Source organism: Streptomyces yokosukanensis (assembly GCF_001514035.1).
Taxonomy (GTDB): Bacteria; Actinomycetota; Actinomycetes; order Streptomycetales; family Streptomycetaceae; genus Streptomyces; species Streptomyces yokosukanensis.
In genome coordinates, this window is sequence record NZ_KQ948215.1 from 265,422 (window position 1) to 284,538 (window position 19,117).

15 protein-coding genes are annotated in these 19,117 nt (G+C 71.7%); 12 read left to right on the forward strand and 3 right to left on the reverse strand.

The genetic code is table 11. The annotated features are described in order from the left end of the window. Positions 1-90 precede the first annotated feature (90 nt). From AQI95_RS25520 to AQI95_RS25550, 7 genes are all read left to right on the forward strand, one after another. Positions 91-852: a (2Fe-2S)-binding protein gene (locus AQI95_RS25520; RefSeq protein ID WP_067128241.1), complete on the forward strand. Its 762-nt coding sequence runs from the start codon at positions 91-93 to the stop codon at positions 850-852. Positions 853-892: 40 nt separating this feature from the next. Next, complete coding sequence (glgA, locus tag AQI95_RS25525) at positions 893-2,053, forward strand: glycogen synthase (protein WP_079071463.1); 1,161 nt, start codon at positions 893-895, stop codon at positions 2,051-2,053. Between the two features lie 52 nt (positions 2,054-2,105). After that, positions 2,106-3,326, forward strand: a complete 1,221-nt coding sequence (glgC, locus tag AQI95_RS25530) for a glucose-1-phosphate adenylyltransferase (protein WP_067128244.1) — start codon at positions 2,106-2,108, stop codon at positions 3,324-3,326. Between the two features lie 45 nt (positions 3,327-3,371). Next, positions 3,372-3,662 carry a hypothetical protein gene (locus tag AQI95_RS25535; RefSeq protein WP_067128248.1) on the forward strand — a complete coding sequence of 97 codons (291 nt, stop codon included), beginning with the start codon at positions 3,372-3,374 and terminating at the stop codon, positions 3,660-3,662. Between the two features lie 168 nt (positions 3,663-3,830). After that, on the forward strand, positions 3,831-6,152 hold the full coding sequence (locus AQI95_RS25540; RefSeq protein WP_067128251.1) for a GH92 family glycosyl hydrolase: 2,322 nt from the start codon (positions 3,831-3,833) through the stop codon (positions 6,150-6,152). A gap of 145 nt (positions 6,153-6,297) precedes the next feature. Next, positions 6,298-7,629, forward strand: a complete 1,332-nt coding sequence (locus AQI95_RS25545) for a wax ester/triacylglycerol synthase family O-acyltransferase (RefSeq protein ID WP_067128255.1) — start codon at positions 6,298-6,300, stop codon at positions 7,627-7,629. 301 nt (positions 7,630-7,930) lie between these two features. After that, on the forward strand, positions 7,931-9,424 hold the full coding sequence (locus tag AQI95_RS25550) for an SDR family NAD(P)-dependent oxidoreductase (RefSeq protein ID WP_067128257.1): 1,494 nt from the start codon (positions 7,931-7,933) through the stop codon (positions 9,422-9,424). Between the two features lie 190 nt (positions 9,425-9,614). Here the strand turns inward: AQI95_RS25550 and AQI95_RS25555 are convergent, their stop codons facing one another. Further along, positions 9,615-10,010, reverse strand: coding sequence for a hypothetical protein (locus AQI95_RS25555; protein WP_067128260.1), 396 nt, complete (start codon positions 10,008-10,010; stop codon positions 9,615-9,617). A 407-nt stretch (positions 10,011-10,417) separates the two neighbouring features. On the opposite strand from AQI95_RS25555, the gene AQI95_RS46615 reads away from it, so the two are divergent. Continuing rightward, complete coding sequence (locus tag AQI95_RS46615; protein WP_107121736.1) at positions 10,418-10,591, forward strand: hypothetical protein; 174 nt, start codon at positions 10,418-10,420, stop codon at positions 10,589-10,591. Positions 10,592-10,652: 61 nt separating this feature from the next. Here AQI95_RS46615 and AQI95_RS25560 read toward each other — a convergent pair whose 3' ends face one another. Beyond that, positions 10,653-12,005: an amidase gene (locus AQI95_RS25560; protein ID WP_067128263.1), complete on the reverse strand. Its 1,353-nt coding sequence runs from the start codon at positions 12,003-12,005 to the stop codon at positions 10,653-10,655. Between the two features lie 220 nt (positions 12,006-12,225). Here AQI95_RS25560 and AQI95_RS25565 point away from each other — a divergent pair, with 220 nt between their 5' ends. Beyond that, a complete protein-coding gene (locus tag AQI95_RS25565) occupies positions 12,226-14,586 on the forward strand; it encodes an alpha-L-fucosidase (RefSeq protein ID WP_067128266.1) in 2,361 nt (786 codons plus the stop codon). A gap of 129 nt (positions 14,587-14,715) precedes the next feature. Here the strand turns inward: AQI95_RS25565 and AQI95_RS25570 are convergent, their stop codons facing one another. Then, complete coding sequence (locus AQI95_RS25570) at positions 14,716-15,735, reverse strand: LacI family DNA-binding transcriptional regulator (RefSeq protein ID WP_067128269.1); 1,020 nt, start codon at positions 15,733-15,735, stop codon at positions 14,716-14,718. Positions 15,736-15,992: 257 nt separating this feature from the next. Here AQI95_RS25570 and AQI95_RS25575 point away from each other — a divergent pair, with 257 nt between their 5' ends. Genes AQI95_RS25575 through AQI95_RS25585 form a run of 3 tightly spaced genes read left to right on the forward strand, consistent with a single transcriptional unit; the run spans position 15,993 to position 19,099 of the window. Next, on the forward strand, positions 15,993-17,279 hold the full coding sequence (locus AQI95_RS25575) for an ABC transporter substrate-binding protein (protein ID WP_067128272.1): 1,287 nt from the start codon (positions 15,993-15,995) through the stop codon (positions 17,277-17,279). Positions 17,280-17,285: 6 nt separating this feature from the next. Beyond that, complete coding sequence (locus tag AQI95_RS25580; protein ID WP_067128275.1) at positions 17,286-18,197, forward strand: carbohydrate ABC transporter permease; 912 nt, start codon at positions 17,286-17,288, stop codon at positions 18,195-18,197. Then, positions 18,194-19,099, forward strand: coding sequence for a carbohydrate ABC transporter permease (locus AQI95_RS25585; protein WP_067128278.1), 906 nt, complete (start codon positions 18,194-18,196; stop codon positions 19,097-19,099). The genes AQI95_RS25580 and AQI95_RS25585 overlap by 4 nt, the downstream gene beginning before the upstream one ends. The last annotated feature ends 18 nt before the right edge of the window (positions 19,100-19,117 follow it).

Sequence of the window (19,117 nt, forward strand, 5' to 3'; positions counted from 1 at the left end):
CACCAGCCGCGCGATCATCCTCGAGACGGGTGATGCGCGCCCGGACCCCCCGGCAGCGGGCCGGGCACGCGCCTGGTACCAGTACCTGTCGTGGACCTCGACCCCGCTCTCGCCGCCCTCCGCCCGCTCGGCGGTTTCTTCGTCCTGCGCACCCACCGGGACCCGGCCGGATCCGCCGGCGCCCCCGACCCCGGACGACTGCCGACACTCGCGCAGACCTACGAACCGACGGCACCGGACGCCTCCAACGATCCTCTGACGGCGCGGGTGACCACGGTCGCGGACCGGCTGCGCACCCCCGAGCCGCGCGTCGCCGCCTCCCTCGCCCAGCAGGGACTGGCCGCCCGACTGTGGTCGACGGCCCTCGGCTGCGCCGCCCTGCACGGCGCTCTGCCCGACCTCGACCCGCGTCTGCTGCGCTGGGACGTGCGCGCCGCCGCTCCTGACGACCTGTACCTGACCGAGCTGCGCCCGCTGCCCGGTGACGCCGCCACCCTCGCCGCCGCCGTGCTGCACGGGCATCTGCGGCCCCTGGCAGAGGCCGCGAGCGCCCGCTTCGGCTGCGCGCCCGGACTGCTGTGGGGCAACGCGGGCTCCGCGCTCGCCGGGGCGGCCGGGCAACTGCGGCGCTGGGCCCGCGCGCACGGCCGTACCGACGTGGCGGCCCGGACCAGGGCTCTGACGGACGAACTCTTCGCCCACCCCCTGCTGCGCACCACCGGCACCCGCACCGGCACCGCCTTCCGCCGCCGCAGCTGTTGCCTGTACTACCGGGTGCCCGGCGGCGGGGTGTGCGGCGACTGCTGCTTCACCCGGCCGCCGCGCTCTTCCCCGGGCGCCGCATCTGGGTGACCATGAGAGGAACCTGCCGCCGGGACAAGGGGGTTGTCGGGTGCGAGTGGGACTGCTGACCCGGGAGTACCCCCCGGACGTGTACGGCGGCGCCGGCGTCCATGTGGAGTTCCTCGCCCGAGAACTGACCTCCCTGGTCGACCTGGAGGTGCACTGCTGGGGCGAGGGACGCGGCGTCGGCGTCGTACGCCACCGCCCCTGGTCCGCGCTCGACGGCGCGGGCGACGCACTGCGCACGTTCTCCGTGGACCTGTCCGTCGCCGCCGCCCTCGAAGGCCGTGAACTCGTCCACTCCCACACCTGGTACGCCAATCTCGCCGGGCACATCGCCAAGCTGCAGTACGGCGTCCCGCACGTGCTCACCGCCCACTCGCTGGAGCCGCTGCGCCCCTGGAAGGCCGAGCAACTGGGCGGCGGGTACGCGCTGTCGAGCTGGGCCGAACGCACCGCCGTCGAGGCGGCCGACGCGGTGATCGCCGTGTCCGGCGCCATGCGCGAGGACATCCTCGCCTGCTATCCGGCGCTCGACCCGGCCACCGTGCACATCGTGCACAACGGCATCGACACCCGCCTCTACCGGCCCGACCACGGCACCGACGCCCTCGTCCGGCACGGCATCGACCCGGACCGCCCCTACGTCCTGTTCGTCGGCCGGATCACCCGCCAGAAGGGCGTGCCCCATCTGCTGCGCGCGGTACGGCACATCGACCCCGCCGCCCAGGTCGTGCTGTGCGCGGGCGCGCCCGACACCCCGGAGATCGACCGGGAGTTCCGGGAGATGTTCGAGCAGCTGAGCCGCCGCCGCTCGGGCGTGTTCTGGATCCCGCGGATGCTGCCCCGCCCGGAGGTAGTCCAACTCCTCACCCGCGCCGCCGTGTTCGTCTGCCCATCGGTGTACGAGCCCCTCGGCATCGTCAACCTGGAGGCGATGGCCTGCGGCACCCCGGTCGTGGCCTCGCGCGTCGGCGGTATCCCCGAGGTCGTGGACCACGGACGCACCGGCCTGCTGGTCGACCCGCACGACGACCCCGAGGTCTTCGAGGCGGGCCTCGCCCGAGCCCTGGACGCCGTCCTCGGCGATCCGACGGCGGCCCGGCGGATGGGGGAGGCCGGACGGGAGCGCGCGGCCGGGGAGTTCGGCTGGGACACGGTGGCCCGGCGCACGGCCGCTCTGTACGAGGAGATCCGCAAGCAGGCTTAGCCCCGTCGGCTCGGGGCAGCCATGGTTCATCCAGGGTGAGGGGAGCGGCCACATGCGTCGTGGAGGACCTTCGGTGCTGGGGATCGTACTGGCGGGCGGGGAGGGCAAGCGCCTGATGCCGCTCACCGCGGACCGCGCCAAACCAGCCGTCACCTTCGGCGGCACCTACCGCCTCGTCGACTTCGTCCTGTCCAACCTCGTCAACGCCGACGTCCTGCGCATCTGCGTACTGACCCAGTACAAGTCGCACTCGCTGGACCGGCACGTCACCACCACCTGGCGGATGTCCAGCCTGCTCGGCAACTACGTCACACCGGTCCCGGCCCAGCAGCGCCTCGGCCCCCGCTGGTACCTGGGCAGCGCCGACGCGCTGCTGCAGTCCCTGAACCTGGTCCACGACGAACAGCCCGAGTACGTGGCCGTGTTCGGCGCCGACCACGTCTACCGCATGGACCCGCGGCAGATGCTCCGCCGGCACATCGAGGGCGGTGCGGGCGTGACGGTGGCCGGCATCCGCGTGCCGCGCACGGAGTCCTCGTCCTTCGGCGTGATCACACCGGGCCCGGACGGGCGTGGCGTCGAGCGGTTCCTGGAGAAGCCCGCGGACCCCCCGGGCCTGCCGGACGACCCCGAGACCGTCTTCGCCTCTATGGGCAACTACATCTTCACCACGAAGACGCTCGTCGAGGCGCTGCACCGGGACGCCGAGGACGAGCGGTCGGTGCACGACATGGGCGGCTCGATCCTGCCCCAGCTCACGGCGCGCGGCGAGGCGCAGTTGTACGACTTCGGCGACAACCACGTGCCCGGCGAGACCACCCGCGACCAGGGCTACTGGCGGGACGTGGGCACCCTCGACGCCTACTACGAGGCACACATGGACCTCATCGCCGAGCGCCCCGCGTTCAACCTCTACAACCGGCAGTGGCCCATCTACACCCACTCGGGCCAGCTCTCCCCGGCCCGCTTCAGCGCGGGCGGCATCGCGGGCGAGTCCATCATCAGCGCGGGCTGCCTGATCCGCGGTCAGGTCACCCGGTCGGTGCTCTCGCCGGGCGTACGCGTCGACCCGGGCGCGGTGGTCCAGGGCTCGGTGCTGCACGACAACGTGCGCGTCGGCCGGGGCGCGGTGGTCCGCGGCGCGGTCCTGGACAAGAACGTGGAGGTCCCGCCCGGCGCGACGATCGGCGTCAACCCGGAGCGGGACGCGGAGCTGTACACGGTCTCCAAGGGCGGGGTGATCGCCCTGGGGAAGGGACAGCGGGTGTCCTAGGGCCTGGGCAGGACGCCTGTCGGGCGCGGAGATAGGGTCGCCCGCATGCGCTGTTGGATATGCGGTTCCGCCCGGCTGAGCCCGGTCGGCGAGCTGACCTCGGGGGAGCGGTCGTTCGAGCGGCTGCGGCTGAGGTTTCGCAGGCCGGGATTCTTCAAGCCCCAGCCGGCGTTCGAGGCCTCGCGCGCGCGTGCCTGCCGCGACTGCGGGGCCGTCTTCCCCTTCCTCACGGAGTACGACCGGCGGGAACTGGACGCGGCGGCCGACGGCCTGATCGAGGACGAGGACGCCGCACCGCACCACTACGGCCCGTCGGACCGTCCGGGGCAGGGCTGAGGCGGAGCGGATCCGCGAGGGCTTCGTGCCCGGTCCGCTGACAAGGCGTCACCTTCGAGCTCTGCCGTACGCGACGCGATCGGTGTGATAGCCGTACCTTGCCCGGATTTGGGTCGTTCGACCTTCAGGATGCAGACAACGATGTCGAACCTGCGGAGGTCATCCGACATGAGAGGGATCCGGCGCACACGGCTGTGCCTTGCCGGGGTGATGGCAGCGTCCGCGCTGATCGCCACCCCCGCCGCACCGGCCGCAGAGCGGACCGACGGCCACCTCACCGATCTGGTCAACCCGTTCATCGGGAGCCAGAACGAGGGCAACACCTTCCCCGGCGCGGCCGTGCCCTTCGGCATGGTGCAGCTGTCCCCGGACACCGGGCACATGACCGGCTACGACTACACGCAGGACCGTATCCGTGGCTTCTCCCTGGTCCATCTCTCGGGCGTCGGCTGCCGCCTCGGCGGCGACCTGCCCGTGCTGCCCACCACCGGCGACGTCACACAGACGGACTACACGAAGTACGCGGCCGGGTTCCGGCACCAGGACGAGACGGCGAGCCCCGGCTACTACCGCGTCGGCCTCGCCTCCGGCATCCGCGCCGAGCTGACCGCGACCGCGCGCACCGGTGTGCAGCGCTACACCTTCCCCGCCACGGACAGGGCCAACGTCCTGCTGAACGCGGCCCAGTCGCTGCACAAGGGGGTCTCCAGCACCGTCGAGGTCCTCGACAACCGCACCGTGCGCACCGCGATCACCGGGCACGGCTTCTGCCGGGACACCGGCCCCTACACCGTCTACACGATCACCCGCTTCAGCCGGCCCTTCACCGCGTACGGCACCTGGGACGGCCAGACCGTCACCCCGGGCTCCCGCACCGGACCCGGCGGCGCCTACGTCCGCTTCGACACCACCAAGGACCGTACGGTCGAGGCGACCACCGCGATGTCGTACGTCGACGCGCGCGGCGCGGCCGGGAACCTGGGCGCCGAGGGCGGCCGGAGCTTCGACACCGTCCGCGAGCGGGCCCGCGAGGAGTGGGAGAAGCGGCTCGCCGGCGTCCGGGCGCACGGCGGCTCGACCACGCTGCGCCGGACCTTCTACTCCTCGCTGTACCGGTCGTTCCTGGCGCCGAACCTCGGCGGGGACACCGACGGCCGGTACTTCGGCTGGGACCGCCGGATCCACCACGCCGACGGGTTCACGTACTACCAGAACTGGTCGCTGTGGGACACCTACCGCACCCAGGTCCAGCTCCTCGCGTTGCTCGCGCCGCACGAGGCTCGGGACATGGCCCGGTCGGTCGTCGCGATCGACCAGAACGGCGGCTGGCTGCCCAAGTGGGGCTACGGCCCGGTCGAGACGAACATCATGAGCGGCGACCCGGTCACCCCCTTCCTGACCACGGCCTATCAGATGGGCCTGCTCAAGGGGTTCGAGGAACGGACCTACCGCGCGCTGAAGAAGAACGCCGACGGCGTTCCGCCGCGCGGCAATCCGGGCATCGGCCGGGAGGCCAACGCCGAGTACCTCGCGCACGGCTTCGCCCCCTTCGACAAGGACCGGGCGTACGCCAAGATGGGCGACTCCGACTACCACCACGGCGCCTCCGTGACCCTGGAGTACGCGCTCGCCGACGCCATGCTGGCCCAGATGGCCCGCGGTCTCGGCCACCAGGCCGACGCCGAGCGCTACGCGGCCCGCGCACAGAACTACCGGAGCATCTTCGACCCGAGCACCGGCTTCTTCCGCGCCCGCGACGCCTCCGGCAGCTTCGTCGGCTCGGCCGATCCGACGGCCGGCACCGGGTTCCACGAGGGCACCGCCTGGCAGTACCAGTGGCTCGTGCCGCAGGACGTGCCCGGCATGGTCCGGCTCATCGGCGGCGAGCGCGCGGCCAACGACCGGCTGGACTCCTTCTTCGCCTACGACCGGCTGCTCGCCGACCCTGCGAAGACCGCCCGCGAGGCGTGGGTGCACGGCAACGCCTACGCGTACTACAACGCCGACAAGTACAACCCGATGAACGAGCCCGACCTCATCGCGCCGTACACCTACCTCTCCACCGGCCAGCCGTGGAAGACCACCGACGTGGTGCACGCCGCCCTGACCCTGTTCACCGACGGACCCACCGGCATGACCGGCAACGACGACCTCGGCACGATGTCCGCCTGGAACGTGCTGTCGTCCATCGGGCTCTTCCCGATCCAGCCGGGCTACGGCACCTGGGGCCTGTCCACGCCCGTCTTCGACCGTGTGGACCTCGTCCTGGACCGCCAGTACTGGCCGAGCGGCCATCTGACGATCGCCGCGCCCAACACCTCCGCCGCCGACCGCTACATCCAGTCCGTGCGCACCGACGGAACCGCGCACAGGCGGACCTATCTGACGACCGGTGCGCTGCGTTCCCTGCGCTCGCTCGCGTTCACGGTCGGCTCGCGCCCGTCAGAGTGGGGTACGTCACCCGACGCGGCACAGCCCGTCCTGAAGTGACCTCACGTATCACCGGGTCCCGCCCCTTTTGCAGGGGCGGGACTTAATCTGCTGTTAACTGAGCGTAGCTTGATCGTACTTGACCGTAATCAGGTCACGGGGTTTGACTGCAGATCCCCCCGTCGTCGGCGAGTGAGGCAAACCCGTGACTTCCGACCTGCTCGCTCCCCTGGACCTGGCGTTCTGGAACATCGAGTCCGACCGGCACCCCATGCACCTCGGCGCGCTCGGCGTCTTCGGTGCCCACTCGCCCACCGCCGGAGCCCATGCCGCCGACCTGCTGGCCGCCCGGGCCGCCGCGGTACCCGGGCTGCGGCTGCGCATCCGCGACGTGTGGCAGCCGCTCGGCTTCGGCGGCGCCGCCCGGGAGAGCGATCCGGACTTCGACCCGCTGAACCACGTACGGCTGCACGCCCCGACCGCCGACTTCCACGCGGTCGCCGGCCGGCTCATGGAACGCCCGCTGGAGCGCGGCCGGCCGCCCTGGGAGGCCCATGTCATGCCCGGTGAGGACGGGGTGTCCTTCGCCGTGCTGTTCAAGTTCCACCACGCCCTCGCCGACGGGCTGCGCGCACTGAAGCTCGCCGCCGGTGTCCTCGACCCGATGGATCTGCCCGAGCGGGCGCCCCGTGCCCTCGAGCCGCCGCGCGGCCTGCTGCCCGACGTGCGCAAACTGCCGAGCCTGGTCCCCGGCCTGGTCAGGGGCGCGCTGTCCGACGCGGGCCGGGCCCTCGGCATCGGTGCCTGCCTCGCCCGGTCCACCCTCGGCATGCGGACCGTCTCCGCGCTCACCGCGCCGTCGAGCGGCACCCGCCGTACCGCCGGCGTCGTCGTCGACATCGACGATGTGCACCGGGTGCGCAAGACCGCCGGCGGCACCGTGAACGACGTGCTCGTCGCCGTCGTCGCCGGTGCCCTGCGCCGCTGGCTGGAGGAGCGCGGCGAGGGCACCAAGGGAGTGGCGCCCCGCGCCCTCATCCCCGTCTCCCGGCGCCGCCCGCGCACCGCCCATCCCCAGGGCAACCGGCTCTCCGGCTATCTGATACCGCTCCCCGTGGGCGAGCCCGACCCCCTCGGCCGCCTCGACACCGTGCGCACCGCCATGGTCCGCAACAAGGACGCGGGACCCGACCGGGGCGCCGGTGCCGTCGCCCTGCTCGCCGACCACGTCCCGGCCCTCGGTCACCGGCTCGGCGGGCCGCTCGTCGGCCAGGCGGCCCGGCTGTGGTTCGACATCCTCGTCACCAGCGTGCCCCTGCCGGGGCTGGGGCTGCGGCTCGGCGGACACGAGCTGAAAGAGGTCTATCCGCTGGCCCCGCTCGCGCCCGGGCAGGCGCTGGCGGTCGCGATCTCGACCTATCGCGGCCGTGTCCACTACGGGCTCGTCGCCGACGCGCGGGCCGTGCCGGACCTGGACCGGCTCGCGTACGCGGTGTCGGCCGAGATCGAGACGCTGCTGTCGGCCTGCGAGATGTGAGGGCCCCACCCGCACCGCCCCGCGGTTCCCACGGTCGGGTGCGGGTGGCTCCTGAGGGACGGATGCGCCGTCGGCGGCCTCGCGGAGACCGGCGCCGAAGTTCCCACCCGCACCACCCGTACCACGAACGTAGGCGTCCGCGGGCGGCGTCCGCGAGTGCCGTCACCCTCGGCGACCTGCGGGTTCGTGGACCGCCCCGGAGAGCGGTTTGGTCCCGGGCCCCCGCACTCCGTAAAATTCCCCGTTCGAAAGCGGGCGCGAGTCGGAGCGCCGCTCGGGTGATCAGGGAAGCGGCAGCGCGATGACGGTGACACAGGACGGCTCCACGGCCGTGGACGAGGTGGTCTACGGCCCGGGTATCGACCCCGAGCGGCTGGCCGTCTGCCTGAGCGTGCTCGAGGAACTGGACGAGATCGAGGTCGACCACCCCGACGCGATCAAGGTGCGCAGGGCCACCTCGCACATCTACCGGACGGTCAAGCAGCGCCGCCGTCAGGAGCGCCGGGCCGCCAAGACCGCCCACGACCGCGCCGTCACCGAGGCCACCGCGACCGGCTCTGTCGAGCGCATCGACGACGAGACCGAGGGCCTGCTGCCCAGCTCCAAGGTCGAGGAGGGCAAGATCGCGGGCATACTCCAGCGCCCGCGCTCCTGCTACACCTGCAAGGGCCGCTATGTGGAGGTCGACTACTTCTACCACCAGCTCTGTCCGGACTGCGCCCGTACCAACCGCACCAAGCGCGACGCCGGCGCCGACCTCACCGGCAAGCGCGCCCTGCTCACCGGCGGCCGTGCCAAGATCGGCATGTACATCGCGCTGCGGCTGCTGCGCGACGGCGCCCACACCACCATCACCACGCGCTTCCCCAAGGACGCCATCCGCCGGTTCAAGGCCATGGAGGACTCGGCGGACTGGCTGCACCGGCTGGAGGTCGTCGGCATCGACCTGCGCGACCCGGCGCAGGCCGTGGCGCTGGCCGAGCAGGTCGCCGAGGCGGGGCCGCTCGACATCCTGATCAACAACGCGACACAGACCGTGCGCCGCCTGCCCTCCGCGTACGCGGCCCTGGTCGACGGCGAGGGCGCCGCGCTGCCCGCCGGTGAACTCCCGGCCCATCACGTCATCGGCGCCTTCAACTCCGGCGCGGTCGACGGCATCGCCGCGCTGCCCCTCGGTACCAGCGGCCTCGACGCGCAGAAGGTCGCCGACCTCGCCCTCGTCGCGGGCAACGCCAGCGTCGCCCGGCACATCGACGGCACCGCCATCGACGCCGGCGGCCTCGTCCCCGACGTCGTCGACACCAACACCTGGGTGCAGACCATCGACCAGATCTCGCCGGTCGAGCTGCTGGAGACCCAGCTGTGCAACTACACGTCGCCGTTCATCCTGATCAGCGCCCTGCGCCCGGCCATGGCCGACGCCGCGAAGAAGGCGGCCAGCGGGCGGGCCTACGTCGTCAACGTCTCCGCGATGGAAGGTGTCTTCGGCCGCGGCTACAAGGGCGCCGGGCACCCGAACACCAACGCCGCGAAGGCCGCCATGAACATGGTCACGCGGACCAGTGCCCAGGAGATGTTCGACACCGACCGCATCCTCATGACCTCCGTCGACACCGGCTGGATCACCGACGAGCGCCCGCACTACGACAAGCTGCGCCTCGCCGAGGCCGGCTTCCACGCGCCTCTCGACCTGGTCGACGGCGCCGCCCGCGTCTACGACCCGATCGTCCGGGGCGAGGCGGGCGAGGACCTGTACGGCGTCTTCATGAAGGACTACGCGCCCGGCAAGTGGTGACCCCGCCGCCGGCGCGTTCCTGCGGGGTGTGATCCATCAGCCGGCCCCTGCAGGAACCGCGGGCCCTTCGGGGCCCACGCGTCGCCGTGCCGATCTCGGGCACCGCGCCGGCTCTCGGGCGCTTCCCGCGGGTGATCCCGTGAGGGACCGTCAGCCGTCCAGGGGCACACGCCCCGGGTGCCACCGGACGTCAGTCGACGGCACCGAGCCGTGAATGGCGGGCCGCGACCAGTTCCAGTACCGTGCGCCAGTCCTCCAGGACGCCCGCGTCGAAGCCCGCCGTACGGCTCTCCTCGTCGGCCTGACGCAGCCGCACCACATCGTCGTCGGCGGGTCCCGCGTCACCGCGCACCAGGCGGAACACCCGCTCCCCGAGCAGCGCGCGCACCGCCTCGGCCGCGCCGAGCGCCCGACCCCTCTCGTCACTCGGGCTCAGCACCGGCCCGATGCCGTGCACCAGCCCCGCGACCTGCAGCTCCTTGTCGGCGGGGCGGGTACGGCGCAGCAGCGCGGCGGTACGCAGCGCGTGCTGGTGCCGCCCGGCGTACAGCAGATCCATCAGCTCCTCGACGCTGCGCAGCTCCATGCGTCAGTCCTTCCGCGAGACAGCCGTTGCCGCCCAGCAGCAGATCATGGCCACCTTGCGGTCCGGCCAACGGCACTTGAACTGAGCCACCTGTAGGCCGAGTGGGTGAATCGCCCAGCCGGTCGAGTGAGCGGCGCATGGCAAATAGCCGCATATTGAGAGGTATTGAGGGGTCAAACGACTTCTGATGGTTACACCTTGTTTGCACTCCCGATCGAGCGCACCTCCGCTCATTTGGGTAACCTGGAGGGGCGGGCAGCAGTACCGGGTCCCACCCAGATCCCATGCCCGCACCGGCGCCACCGCGTCCGAACTGGCCTTTCAACCAGACCCGAGCGGGCGTTTAGTGCCGTAGCGCAGGCTGTCCGGCAGGCCCTCGAGGGTGACCGACACATAAGGAGTGCGCGGTGACACCGGAAAAGACGAATCGCGAAGAGCGTCCCAAGGAACGTAAGGAGCGCCTCGGCCGCAGGCCCGGGGAACTCGGCAGCCTCGACGTGTGGGCCCGGTCCGCTCCGATCCGCCTCGCGGGCTACGAGGACGACCTCGCCGAACCCCACATCCTGCCCAGCGTGGACTGACCTGAAGGTCCGGCCGCAGCCGAGGACCGGCTGCGGTTGCGGCCTGCCCGCCCGGCGGGGCTCAGGAGTCGACCATCGATGCCGTACGCGGCCACGGCCGCCGCTTGTGCAGTTCCTCCGCCAGCTCCAGCAGGACTGACTCCGTGCCCGCGCGGCCGACGAGCTGTACGGCGCACGGGGCGCCCGAGGGGAGCGTGCCGAAGGGGACCGACATCGCGGGCCAGCCGGTCAGGTTCCAGGGTGGGGTGAACGGGGAGTACGCGGTGTTGGCGAGGACGTTGCGCAGCCAGCCGCGCTCGTGCCACGGCCCGGCCTCCGGGGAGCGTCGGGCCAGGGCCGGGGTGAGCAGGACGTCGTGCTCGGTGAAGAAGGGGGTCAGCCGGGCCCGCAGCCGCTCGCGGTCGTCCCCGGTGCGCACCGAGCCGACGAACCGCCGGCCCAGACCGGCGTGCACCCGGGTCCGCCGGGCCAGCCGCGCCCGGTCCAGGCCCTCGGCGTCCACCGCCGTCCCGGCCGTCCAGTGCCGCAGCGCGGTCACGCCCAGCGAGAGCGGATACGGCGGCTCGGCCCGCCGCACCTGATGCCCGGCCCGCGCCAGCACCCCGGCCGCCTCCCGCGCCGCGGTCGTATACGGCCTGCTCACGCCGACCCCGACGAGCGGGCTGCGCAGGGCCACGGCGATCCGCCGGGACGCGGCCTCCTGCGGGGCCGGCCCCCCGGCGCTGCCCGCGAGGACGCCGAACACCAGTCGCAGATCCTCGACCGTCGTGGCCAGCGGACCGTTCTCCGCCATGCCGAACCAGTCGCCGTTGCCGATCCCCGCCGGTACCACACCGAGCCCCGGCTTCAGCGTGACCAGACCGCAGTTCGCGGCCGGGATGCGCAGCGAGCCCATCCCGTCGTTGCCGAGCGCGACCGGTACCAGGCCCGCGGCCACCGCGGCCGCGCTGCCACCGGAGGAACCGCCCGCCGTGCGGGAGAGGTCCCACGGATTGCGGGTGGTGCCGAACACGCCCTCCGTGGTGCCGAAGACACACAGCTCCGGCACGTTCGTCAGGCCGACGACCACCGCGCCGGCCGCCCGCAGCCGGGCCACCGTCACATGATCCTCGGTGGCCGGGGCGTCGGAGGTGGCGGCGGAGCCGTCGCGGTGGGACTCGCCGCGCACCGCCAGATTGTCCTTGACGGCCACGGGAACGCCCGCGAGCGGCAGTTCGGCCAGATCGGCGCGGGAGGCCACCTCGTCGGCCTCGGCGAGCGCCGCCTCGGCCCGCACCGTGCGGAACGCCCCGATCCGTCCGTCGAGCCGCTCGATCCGCGCGAAGCACTCGGCCACCACCTCTCGCGGGGTGACCTCCTTCGCGCGTACGGCGGCGGCTGTCTCGGCGGCGGTCCGTCCGGCCCAGTCACCCACGGGCACTCCTCGCTCGGTCGTCGGTTACTCGCCGGTATGCGGCACGGCGCACGGAGAACTGTGCCCGGTCGGGCGCGGTACGTCGAGAGGTCCTGCCGGACACCCCGTCGATCGTCCGATCAATAGGTCAAGTGAAGCCCCTTGCAGCCCCGTTGACAGCCTCCCGGCCGCCCCACAATCATCAGACGTCCGATGAATCGGAGTTCTGTGGGAGCCGCTCATGAGCACGTATCCCAGACGTCTGATCCTGGGCGCGGCGGCGGGCGTCACCGCCGCGACCGCCCTGCCGCTCGCCGCCCCGACCCCCGCGCTCGCCGCCGGCCCGCGGGGGGCGCGGGCCGCCGACCGGACGGGACCGTGGGCCGCCGTCCCCGATCCGGTGCCCGTTCCGCTCGACGCCCTCTACGACAACGACGGCATCGACACCGCCTCCGCCCGCGGCGGCGACTTCGACGGATCCGGCTACACCTTCCCCGGTGAGGAACTCCCCGCCGGGGAGATCGAGGTGGCCGGTGTGCCCTTCCGGTTCCCCGCCTCGACCGCGGGGACCCGGAACAACGTCGTCGCCCTCGGCCAGCGCCTCGACCTGCCGCGGGGCCGCTACCTGTCGGCGTCCTTCCTCACCGCGGCCAGCTACGGCAACGCCTCCGGCACGGCCACCGTGCACTACGCCGACGGCACGACCACGACCGCCGGCCTCGGCGGCGCGGACTGGTACGCGGCGGGCGGCCCGCTCTCGGCGCCCTACCGCTACCGCCCCGACGGCGGCAGGGACGAGCACGGGGTCGGCATCGGCGTCTCGGAGATCTGGATCGACTCACGCCGGGAGGCGATCGCCCTCACCCTCCCGGTCACCAACCCGGCCCAGGCGAACAAGTCGTCCCTGCACATCTTCGCCCTCAGTCTGCAACCCGTCGCCGAGGGGCGGGCGTTGGCCCTGCGCGCCGCGCACTCCACCCCCTCCCTGCTCGAACCGTCCGGCGCACAGAGTGTGGAGGCCACGGTCGTCAACGCGGGCACCGTCGCCGTACTGGCCGCGGACGGCGTCTCGGTGGCCGTCGACGCCCCCGGCGCCCGCACGGTCCAGCCGGCCCGGATCCGCCGCCTGGACCCCGGCGAACAGGCCCGCGTCCGCATCGGCATCCGCAACGACCCGGGCACCGCGCCGGGCACCCGCCGGGACGGCACGGTCACGGTCACCGGCCGCGGGGCCCGAGCGGCCACGGGCGGGGCGGCCCTGACCCTCGGCACCGCCGACTACCAGCCCACCGAGGCCTCGCTCTCCGCCCACCAGGCGCCGTACTGGTTCCAGGGAGCCAAGTTCGGCATCTTCATCCACTGGGGTGTCTACTCGGTGCCCGCCTGGTCACCGGTGGGCAAGGAGTACGCCGAGTGGTACTGGAACCACATGCAGGACCCGTCCAACGCCGTGTACGCCTACCACCGGGACACCTACGGCGAGGACTTCGCCTACGACGACTTCATCCCCCGCTTCACCGCCGAGCGGTTCGACCCGCGGGCCTGGGTGGAGCTGTTCCGCGACGCGGGCGCCGAGTACCACGTGCTGACGTCCAAGCACCACGAGGGCTTCGCCCTGTGGGACACCCAGGTCTGCGACCGCAACGCGGTCAAGATGGGCCCGAAGCGGGACCTGGTGAGGGAACTCTTCGAGGCGAGCCGCCGCTACGCCCCCGAACTCCACCGCGGCCTGTACTTCTCCATGCCCGAGTGGTTCAACCCGGACAACCCGTGGACGGGGCACGCCCCGCGCAATCCGTACACCCTCCAGCCGGTGCCGTACACCGGCTACACGGCCGGCAAGGACTACGTCCACGACTACCAGGCCGCGCAGATGCTCGAACTGGTCGACGGCTACGACCCCGAGATCATCTGGTGCGACATCGGCGGCGCCAACGACAGCCTCCGTGTCCTCGCCGAGTACTTCAACCACGCCAAGAACCGGGCCCGTCCGATCGACGTCACGGTCGACGACCGCTCGGGCATCGCCTTCCACGACTTCACGACGCCCGAGTACACGACGTACGCCAACACGGTCGTCGCCAAGTGGGAGGCCAGCAGAGGCCTGGACCCGTTCTCCTACGGCTACAACCAGGCCACGCCCGACTCCGCCTACATGACCGCGCAGGAGGTCGTCCACAGTCTCGTCGACATCGTCTCCAAGAACGGCAACTTCCTCCTCGACATCGGACCGCGCGCCGACGGCACGATCCCCGAGATCATGCAGACCCGGCTGCGGGAGACGGGTGAGTGGCTGAAGACCAACGGGGAGGCGATCTACGACACCACCTACTGGTCGCGGACCGCCCAGCTGGGCGAGGACCTGCGGTTCACCGTCCGCCCGGACGAGGCCTTCTACATCCACTCCCTCGCCGAGCCCGGTCCGAAGCTCACCGTCGAGGCCCCGGTGCCCGTGCGCCCCGGGGACAAGGTGACGATGCTCGGCCACGACCGCCCCCTGAGCTGGACGGTCACCGGCGGCGCACTCGTGATCGACGTGCCCGGGGCGGCCCGCAGGGCGGGCAGACACGCATGGGTGTTCAAGGTCGACTGGCACGGGTGAGCGCGGTGGCCCAGGCCCCGGCCGCACCGTCCGCGCGCCGGTGCACGACGCACCCGACGAGGGCAGTCGGGACGGGCCGCTCGCGGCCCGTGGCGTCGTCGACATCTGCGGCGAAGGCGGTGGGCCGGGTCACCGCGGCTCGTCGTCGCGCGCGGCCGCCGTGCTGCCCCGCACCGTCAGACGCGGGACCGGTACGCGCACGGCCCGCGCCGTCCCCCCGTCCAGCAGGGCCGTCAGCTCCCGCGCCGCGGTGCGTCCGAACTCCGCGCTGTCGCGGGAGAGCGCAGACAGCCAGGGCTTGACCATGCGGCACAGGGCCGAGTCCTCCCAGGAGACGACGGAGACGTCCGCCGGTACCGCGTGGCCGAGTTCGGCCGCTGCCGAGACCCCGGCGACCGCCATGACGTCGTTGTCGTAGATCAGCGCCGTCGGGGCAGGGGCCGCGCGCAGCACGCGGCGGGTCACGGCGGCGCCCTCCGCGTCGGAGTAGTCGGTGGTGACCGAGCGGACCTCGGTCAGACCGCGCCGGTCGGCTTCGGCGCGCAGGGTGCGGATCCGGCGCTGGGTGTGGGCGAGCCCCGGCAGTCCGGCGATGTGCACGATCCGCCGGTGGCCCAGCGCCGTCAACTCGTCGACCACCGAGGCCATCGCGCCCGCGTCGTCCGCCCAGACCGTCGACAGTTCGGGGTGGCGCTCGTCGGGGGCGCCACCGATCACCACGGCGGGCAGCCCGAGTTCGTCGAGCAGGTCGGGGCGCGGGTCGTCGGCGCGCGGGTCGACGACCAGCACACCGTCCACCCGGTGCTCCGCCCACCAGCGGCGATAGACCGCGCACTCGTCGGCCACGTCCTCCACGACCTGGAACAGCAGACCGAGATGCCGCTTGGCGAGCACTTCCTGGATTCCGGAGACGAGTTGGAGGAAGAAGGAGTCGACGCCCAGGGTGTGCGCGGGACGGGCGAGGACGAAGCCGACCGTGGCCGCGCCCTCGCCGGACAGGGCACGGGCGGCCGTGCTGGGCCGCCAGCCGAGCTGCTCGGCGACCCGGCGGACCCGCGCCCGGGTGGCCTCGGAGACGCCGGGGCGGCCGTTGAGCGCGAAGGAGACGGCGCTCTCGGAGACCCCGGCCCGCCGGGCGATGTCCTTCATCGTGGGCCGGCGTGCGGGGGACCGTCTGGTCGGCGGCACGCTTCACCCCCTTCCGGGCACGGTTCGCTAATGCGCTTGAGTGTCAAGACCCTAAAGCGCATTAGCGAACCGTGGCAAGTTCTCGATGCTCTCTCTCTGACCTGCACTAATGAATGCCGATTTTCTTTAGTTCGCGTATCCGTTGACTTTCTCGGAACGGCCCGTGCATCGTCTCTGGCACCGCCAGCAGCCCGACACAGCAAGGGAGCCGTGTCACCGTGCCCATGTCCCGCAGAGCCCTCGCCGCCGCAGTCGTGGCCCTCGTCCTGCCGCTCAGCGCCTGCGGCTCGGGCGGGGACGACGGTGGCTCGACCGACGCCTCCGGCAAGGTCGAGGGCGACATCACCTTTCAGACCTGGAACCTGCGCGCGAACTTCAAGTCGTACTTCGACGGCCTCGTCGCCGATTTCGAGAAGAAGTACCCCGGAACCCATGTGAAGTGGATCGACCAGCCCGCAGAGGGCTACGCCGACAAGCTCAGCGCCGACGCCGCCGCCGGCACCCTGCCCGACGTCGTCAACGTCTCGCCGGACCTGGTCGCGCCCCTCGCCAAGGCCGGCCTCGCCCTGGACCTCGACAAGAGCGCCGGAAAGTACAGGTCCGAGTACCTGGACGGCGCCTGGGCCGGCCACCAGGTGCCGGGCATGAGCGGCACCTACGCCTTCCCCTGGTATCTGAACACCGGCCCCCTCTTCTACGACAAGGCCCTCTTCGACAAGGCCGGCCTGGATGCCGCCAAGCCGCCGAAGACGTACGACGAACTCTTCGCGGACGCCCTGCAGATGGCGAGGAAGAGCGACGGCAAGGTCGCCACCCTCGCCAACGTGCCCACCATCGAGGACTTCGGACGCTACGGCGTCACCCTGATGAACAAGCAGGGCACCGCCTTCGCCTTCAACGACGCCAAGGGCGTGGAACTCCTCACCCGCTACAAGGAGTTGTACGACGCCAAGGCCCTCGACCCGCAGGCCCTGACCGCGACCCCGGAGTCCTCCGGCCGGAAGTTCCTCACCGGCGCCGTCGCCATGAACCCCGGCAGCGCCCTCGACCTCGACAACTTCAAGAAGAACGCGCCGAGCCTGTACAAGAACATCGGAATCACCGACCAGATCACCAGCACCGGGCACGTCAACATGTACGTGATGGGCGTGATGGTGAACTCCCGCACCAAGCACACCCCGGCCGCGGTCGCCTTCGCGCACTTCGTCACCGACGCACAGAACCAGATGTCCTTCGCGAAGAAGGTCGCCATCTTCCCGAGCACCGCCGGCTCCCTGGACGACCCGTACTTCACCGAGCAGGACGGAACCGACGAGACCCGGGTGCGCGTCGCCGCCGCCAAGTCCCTGAAGAGCGCGGTCAACTACACGCCCGTGCTGTTCAGCGAACAGATGAAGACCGCGCTGCGCAACGAGGTGGCCAAGGCGCTCCAGGGCAAGGAGAGCCCCAAGAAGGCCCTCGACAACGCTGTCGGCGCCGCCGACCGCCTGCTCCAGCAGGACTGACCCCGGATGGCCACCCCCGTCCGCCCCGGGCGCCCGCCGCAGATCAGGATCAGGCGCCAACTGCCTCTCAGTCCCTGGCTGTTCGCCGCTCCCGGACTGCTCGTCGTCGGCGCCTTCGTGCTCTACCCGTTCGTCTCCACCCTGGTGAACTCCTTCACCGACCGCCGCACCCTGCTGCCCGGACACTTCGTGGGCCTCGCCAACTTCCGCGAGCTGCTCCACGACGACATGTTCTGGACCGGGCTGCGCAACAGCACCCTGTACATCCTCGGCGTCGTCCCCGCCCTCGTCGTCCTGCCGCTGCTGCTCGCCCTGCTGGTGCGGAAGGACATCCCCGGCATCACCTTCTTCCGCTCCGCCTTCTACACCCCGGTCGTCGCCTCGATCGTGGTGGTCGGACTGATCTGGGTGTGGCTGCTGGACGAGCGCGGTCTGGTCAACTCGTTGCTGGAGAGCATCGGGATCGGCCGGATCGGGTTCCTCAGCGACCAGTGGCTGCTCCTGCTCAGCGCGATGGCCGTCACGGTGTGGAAGGGCCTCGGCTACTACATGATCATTTACCTGGCGGCGCTGGCGAACGTGCCCCGTGAACTGCACGAGGCCGCCGCCGTGGACGGCGCGGGACCCGTGCGCCGCTTCCTGTCGGTCACCGTGCCCGCCGTGCGCTCCACGATGGTGCTGGTCGCCGCGCTCTCCTCGGTCAACGCGTTCAAGGTGTTCTCCGAGGTGTACCTGATGGCCGGCCCCACCGGTGGCCCGGCCGGAGAGGACACGACGCTCGTCATGCTCGTCCAGCGCACCGGCACCGGCCTGACCGGCCGCGTCGGCTACGCCTCCGCGCTCTCCGTGGTCGTGTTCGTTGTCACCGTCGCGCTGATGCTGCTCGTGCTGCGCGCCGACCGCAGGGAGGATGCGTGAGCGTCCTGGAGAAGGTACGGCCCGAGCCGCCCGTCACCGGGCAGCGGGAGCCGCGCGTCACCGACGAAAACGGCCGCCGTGTCCGCGTCGGCGAGCTGGTCTGGCGCTATCTGCTGCTCCTCGCCGTCCTCGCGCTGACCGTCGGCCCGTTCCTCTGGCAGCTGTCGACCTCCCTCAAGGGCCCCACCGAGGACATCTACAGCTCACCGCCGAGCTTCCTGCCCGCCCGCCCCACGCTGCACAACTACACACGGGTCGCCGACACCATCCCCGTCTGGGACTACGGCCTGAACTCCCTGAAGGTCGCCACCGCCAGTGTCGTCACCAACTGCGTCGGCTCGGCGCTCGCCGGGTACGCCCTGGCCCGGCTGCGCTTTCGCGGCCGGCGCGCGACCACGCTGGTGTTCGTGCTCGCGATGCTCGTGCCCGTCGAGGGCATCGTCATCGCCCAGTTCACCACCATGCGCGAACTCGGCCTGAACAACACCCTCGTCGGCGTCGTCCTGCCCGGCGCGGTCGGCGCGATGAACGTGCTGCTGATGCGGGGCGCCTTCCGTTCGTTGCCGTACGAGATCGAGGAGGCGGCCTACGTCGACGGCGCCACCGTCTGGCAGCGGTTCCTGCGCATCGCGCTGCCCTCGGTGAAGGGCACGCTGGCCGTCGTCGCGATCTTCGCCTTCATGGGCGCCTGGGACGACTTCCTCTGGCCGCTGATCGTGCTCAGCGACCCCTCCAAGTTCACCCTCACCATCGGCCTGAACTATCTGCACGGCACCTTCGCCAACGACGAACGCCTCGTCGCCGCCGGCACCGTGATCGCCGTCGCCCCGCTCATCGCCCTCTTCGCCTGCCTGCAGCGGTACTTCTTCCGCGGGGTCGGCGAGGGCGCCGTCAAGGGCTGAACCGCCTCCACCGCAACG

Coding starts and splice junctions, on each gene's coding strand:
- AQI95_RS25540 (WP_067128251.1), top strand. CDS start 3,831: ATGAGAGGGATCCGGCGCACACGGCTGTGCCTTGCCGGGGTGATGGCA.
- AQI95_RS25555 (WP_067128260.1), bottom strand. CDS start 10,010: ATGGAGCTGCGCAGCGTCGAGGAGCTGATGGATCTGCTGTACGCCGGG.
- glgC (WP_067128244.1), top strand. CDS start 2,106: ATGCGTCGTGGAGGACCTTCGGTGCTGGGGATCGTACTGGCGGGCGGG.
- AQI95_RS25535 (WP_067128248.1), top strand. CDS start 3,372: ATGCGCTGTTGGATATGCGGTTCCGCCCGGCTGAGCCCGGTCGGCGAG.
- AQI95_RS25565 (WP_067128266.1), top strand. CDS start 12,226: ATGAGCACGTATCCCAGACGTCTGATCCTGGGCGCGGCGGCGGGCGTC.
- AQI95_RS25580 (WP_067128275.1), top strand. CDS start 17,286: ATGGCCACCCCCGTCCGCCCCGGGCGCCCGCCGCAGATCAGGATCAGG.
- AQI95_RS25550 (WP_067128257.1), top strand. CDS start 7,931: ATGACGGTGACACAGGACGGCTCCACGGCCGTGGACGAGGTGGTCTAC.
- AQI95_RS25570 (WP_067128269.1), bottom strand. CDS start 15,735: ATGAAGGACATCGCCCGGCGGGCCGGGGTCTCCGAGAGCGCCGTCTCC.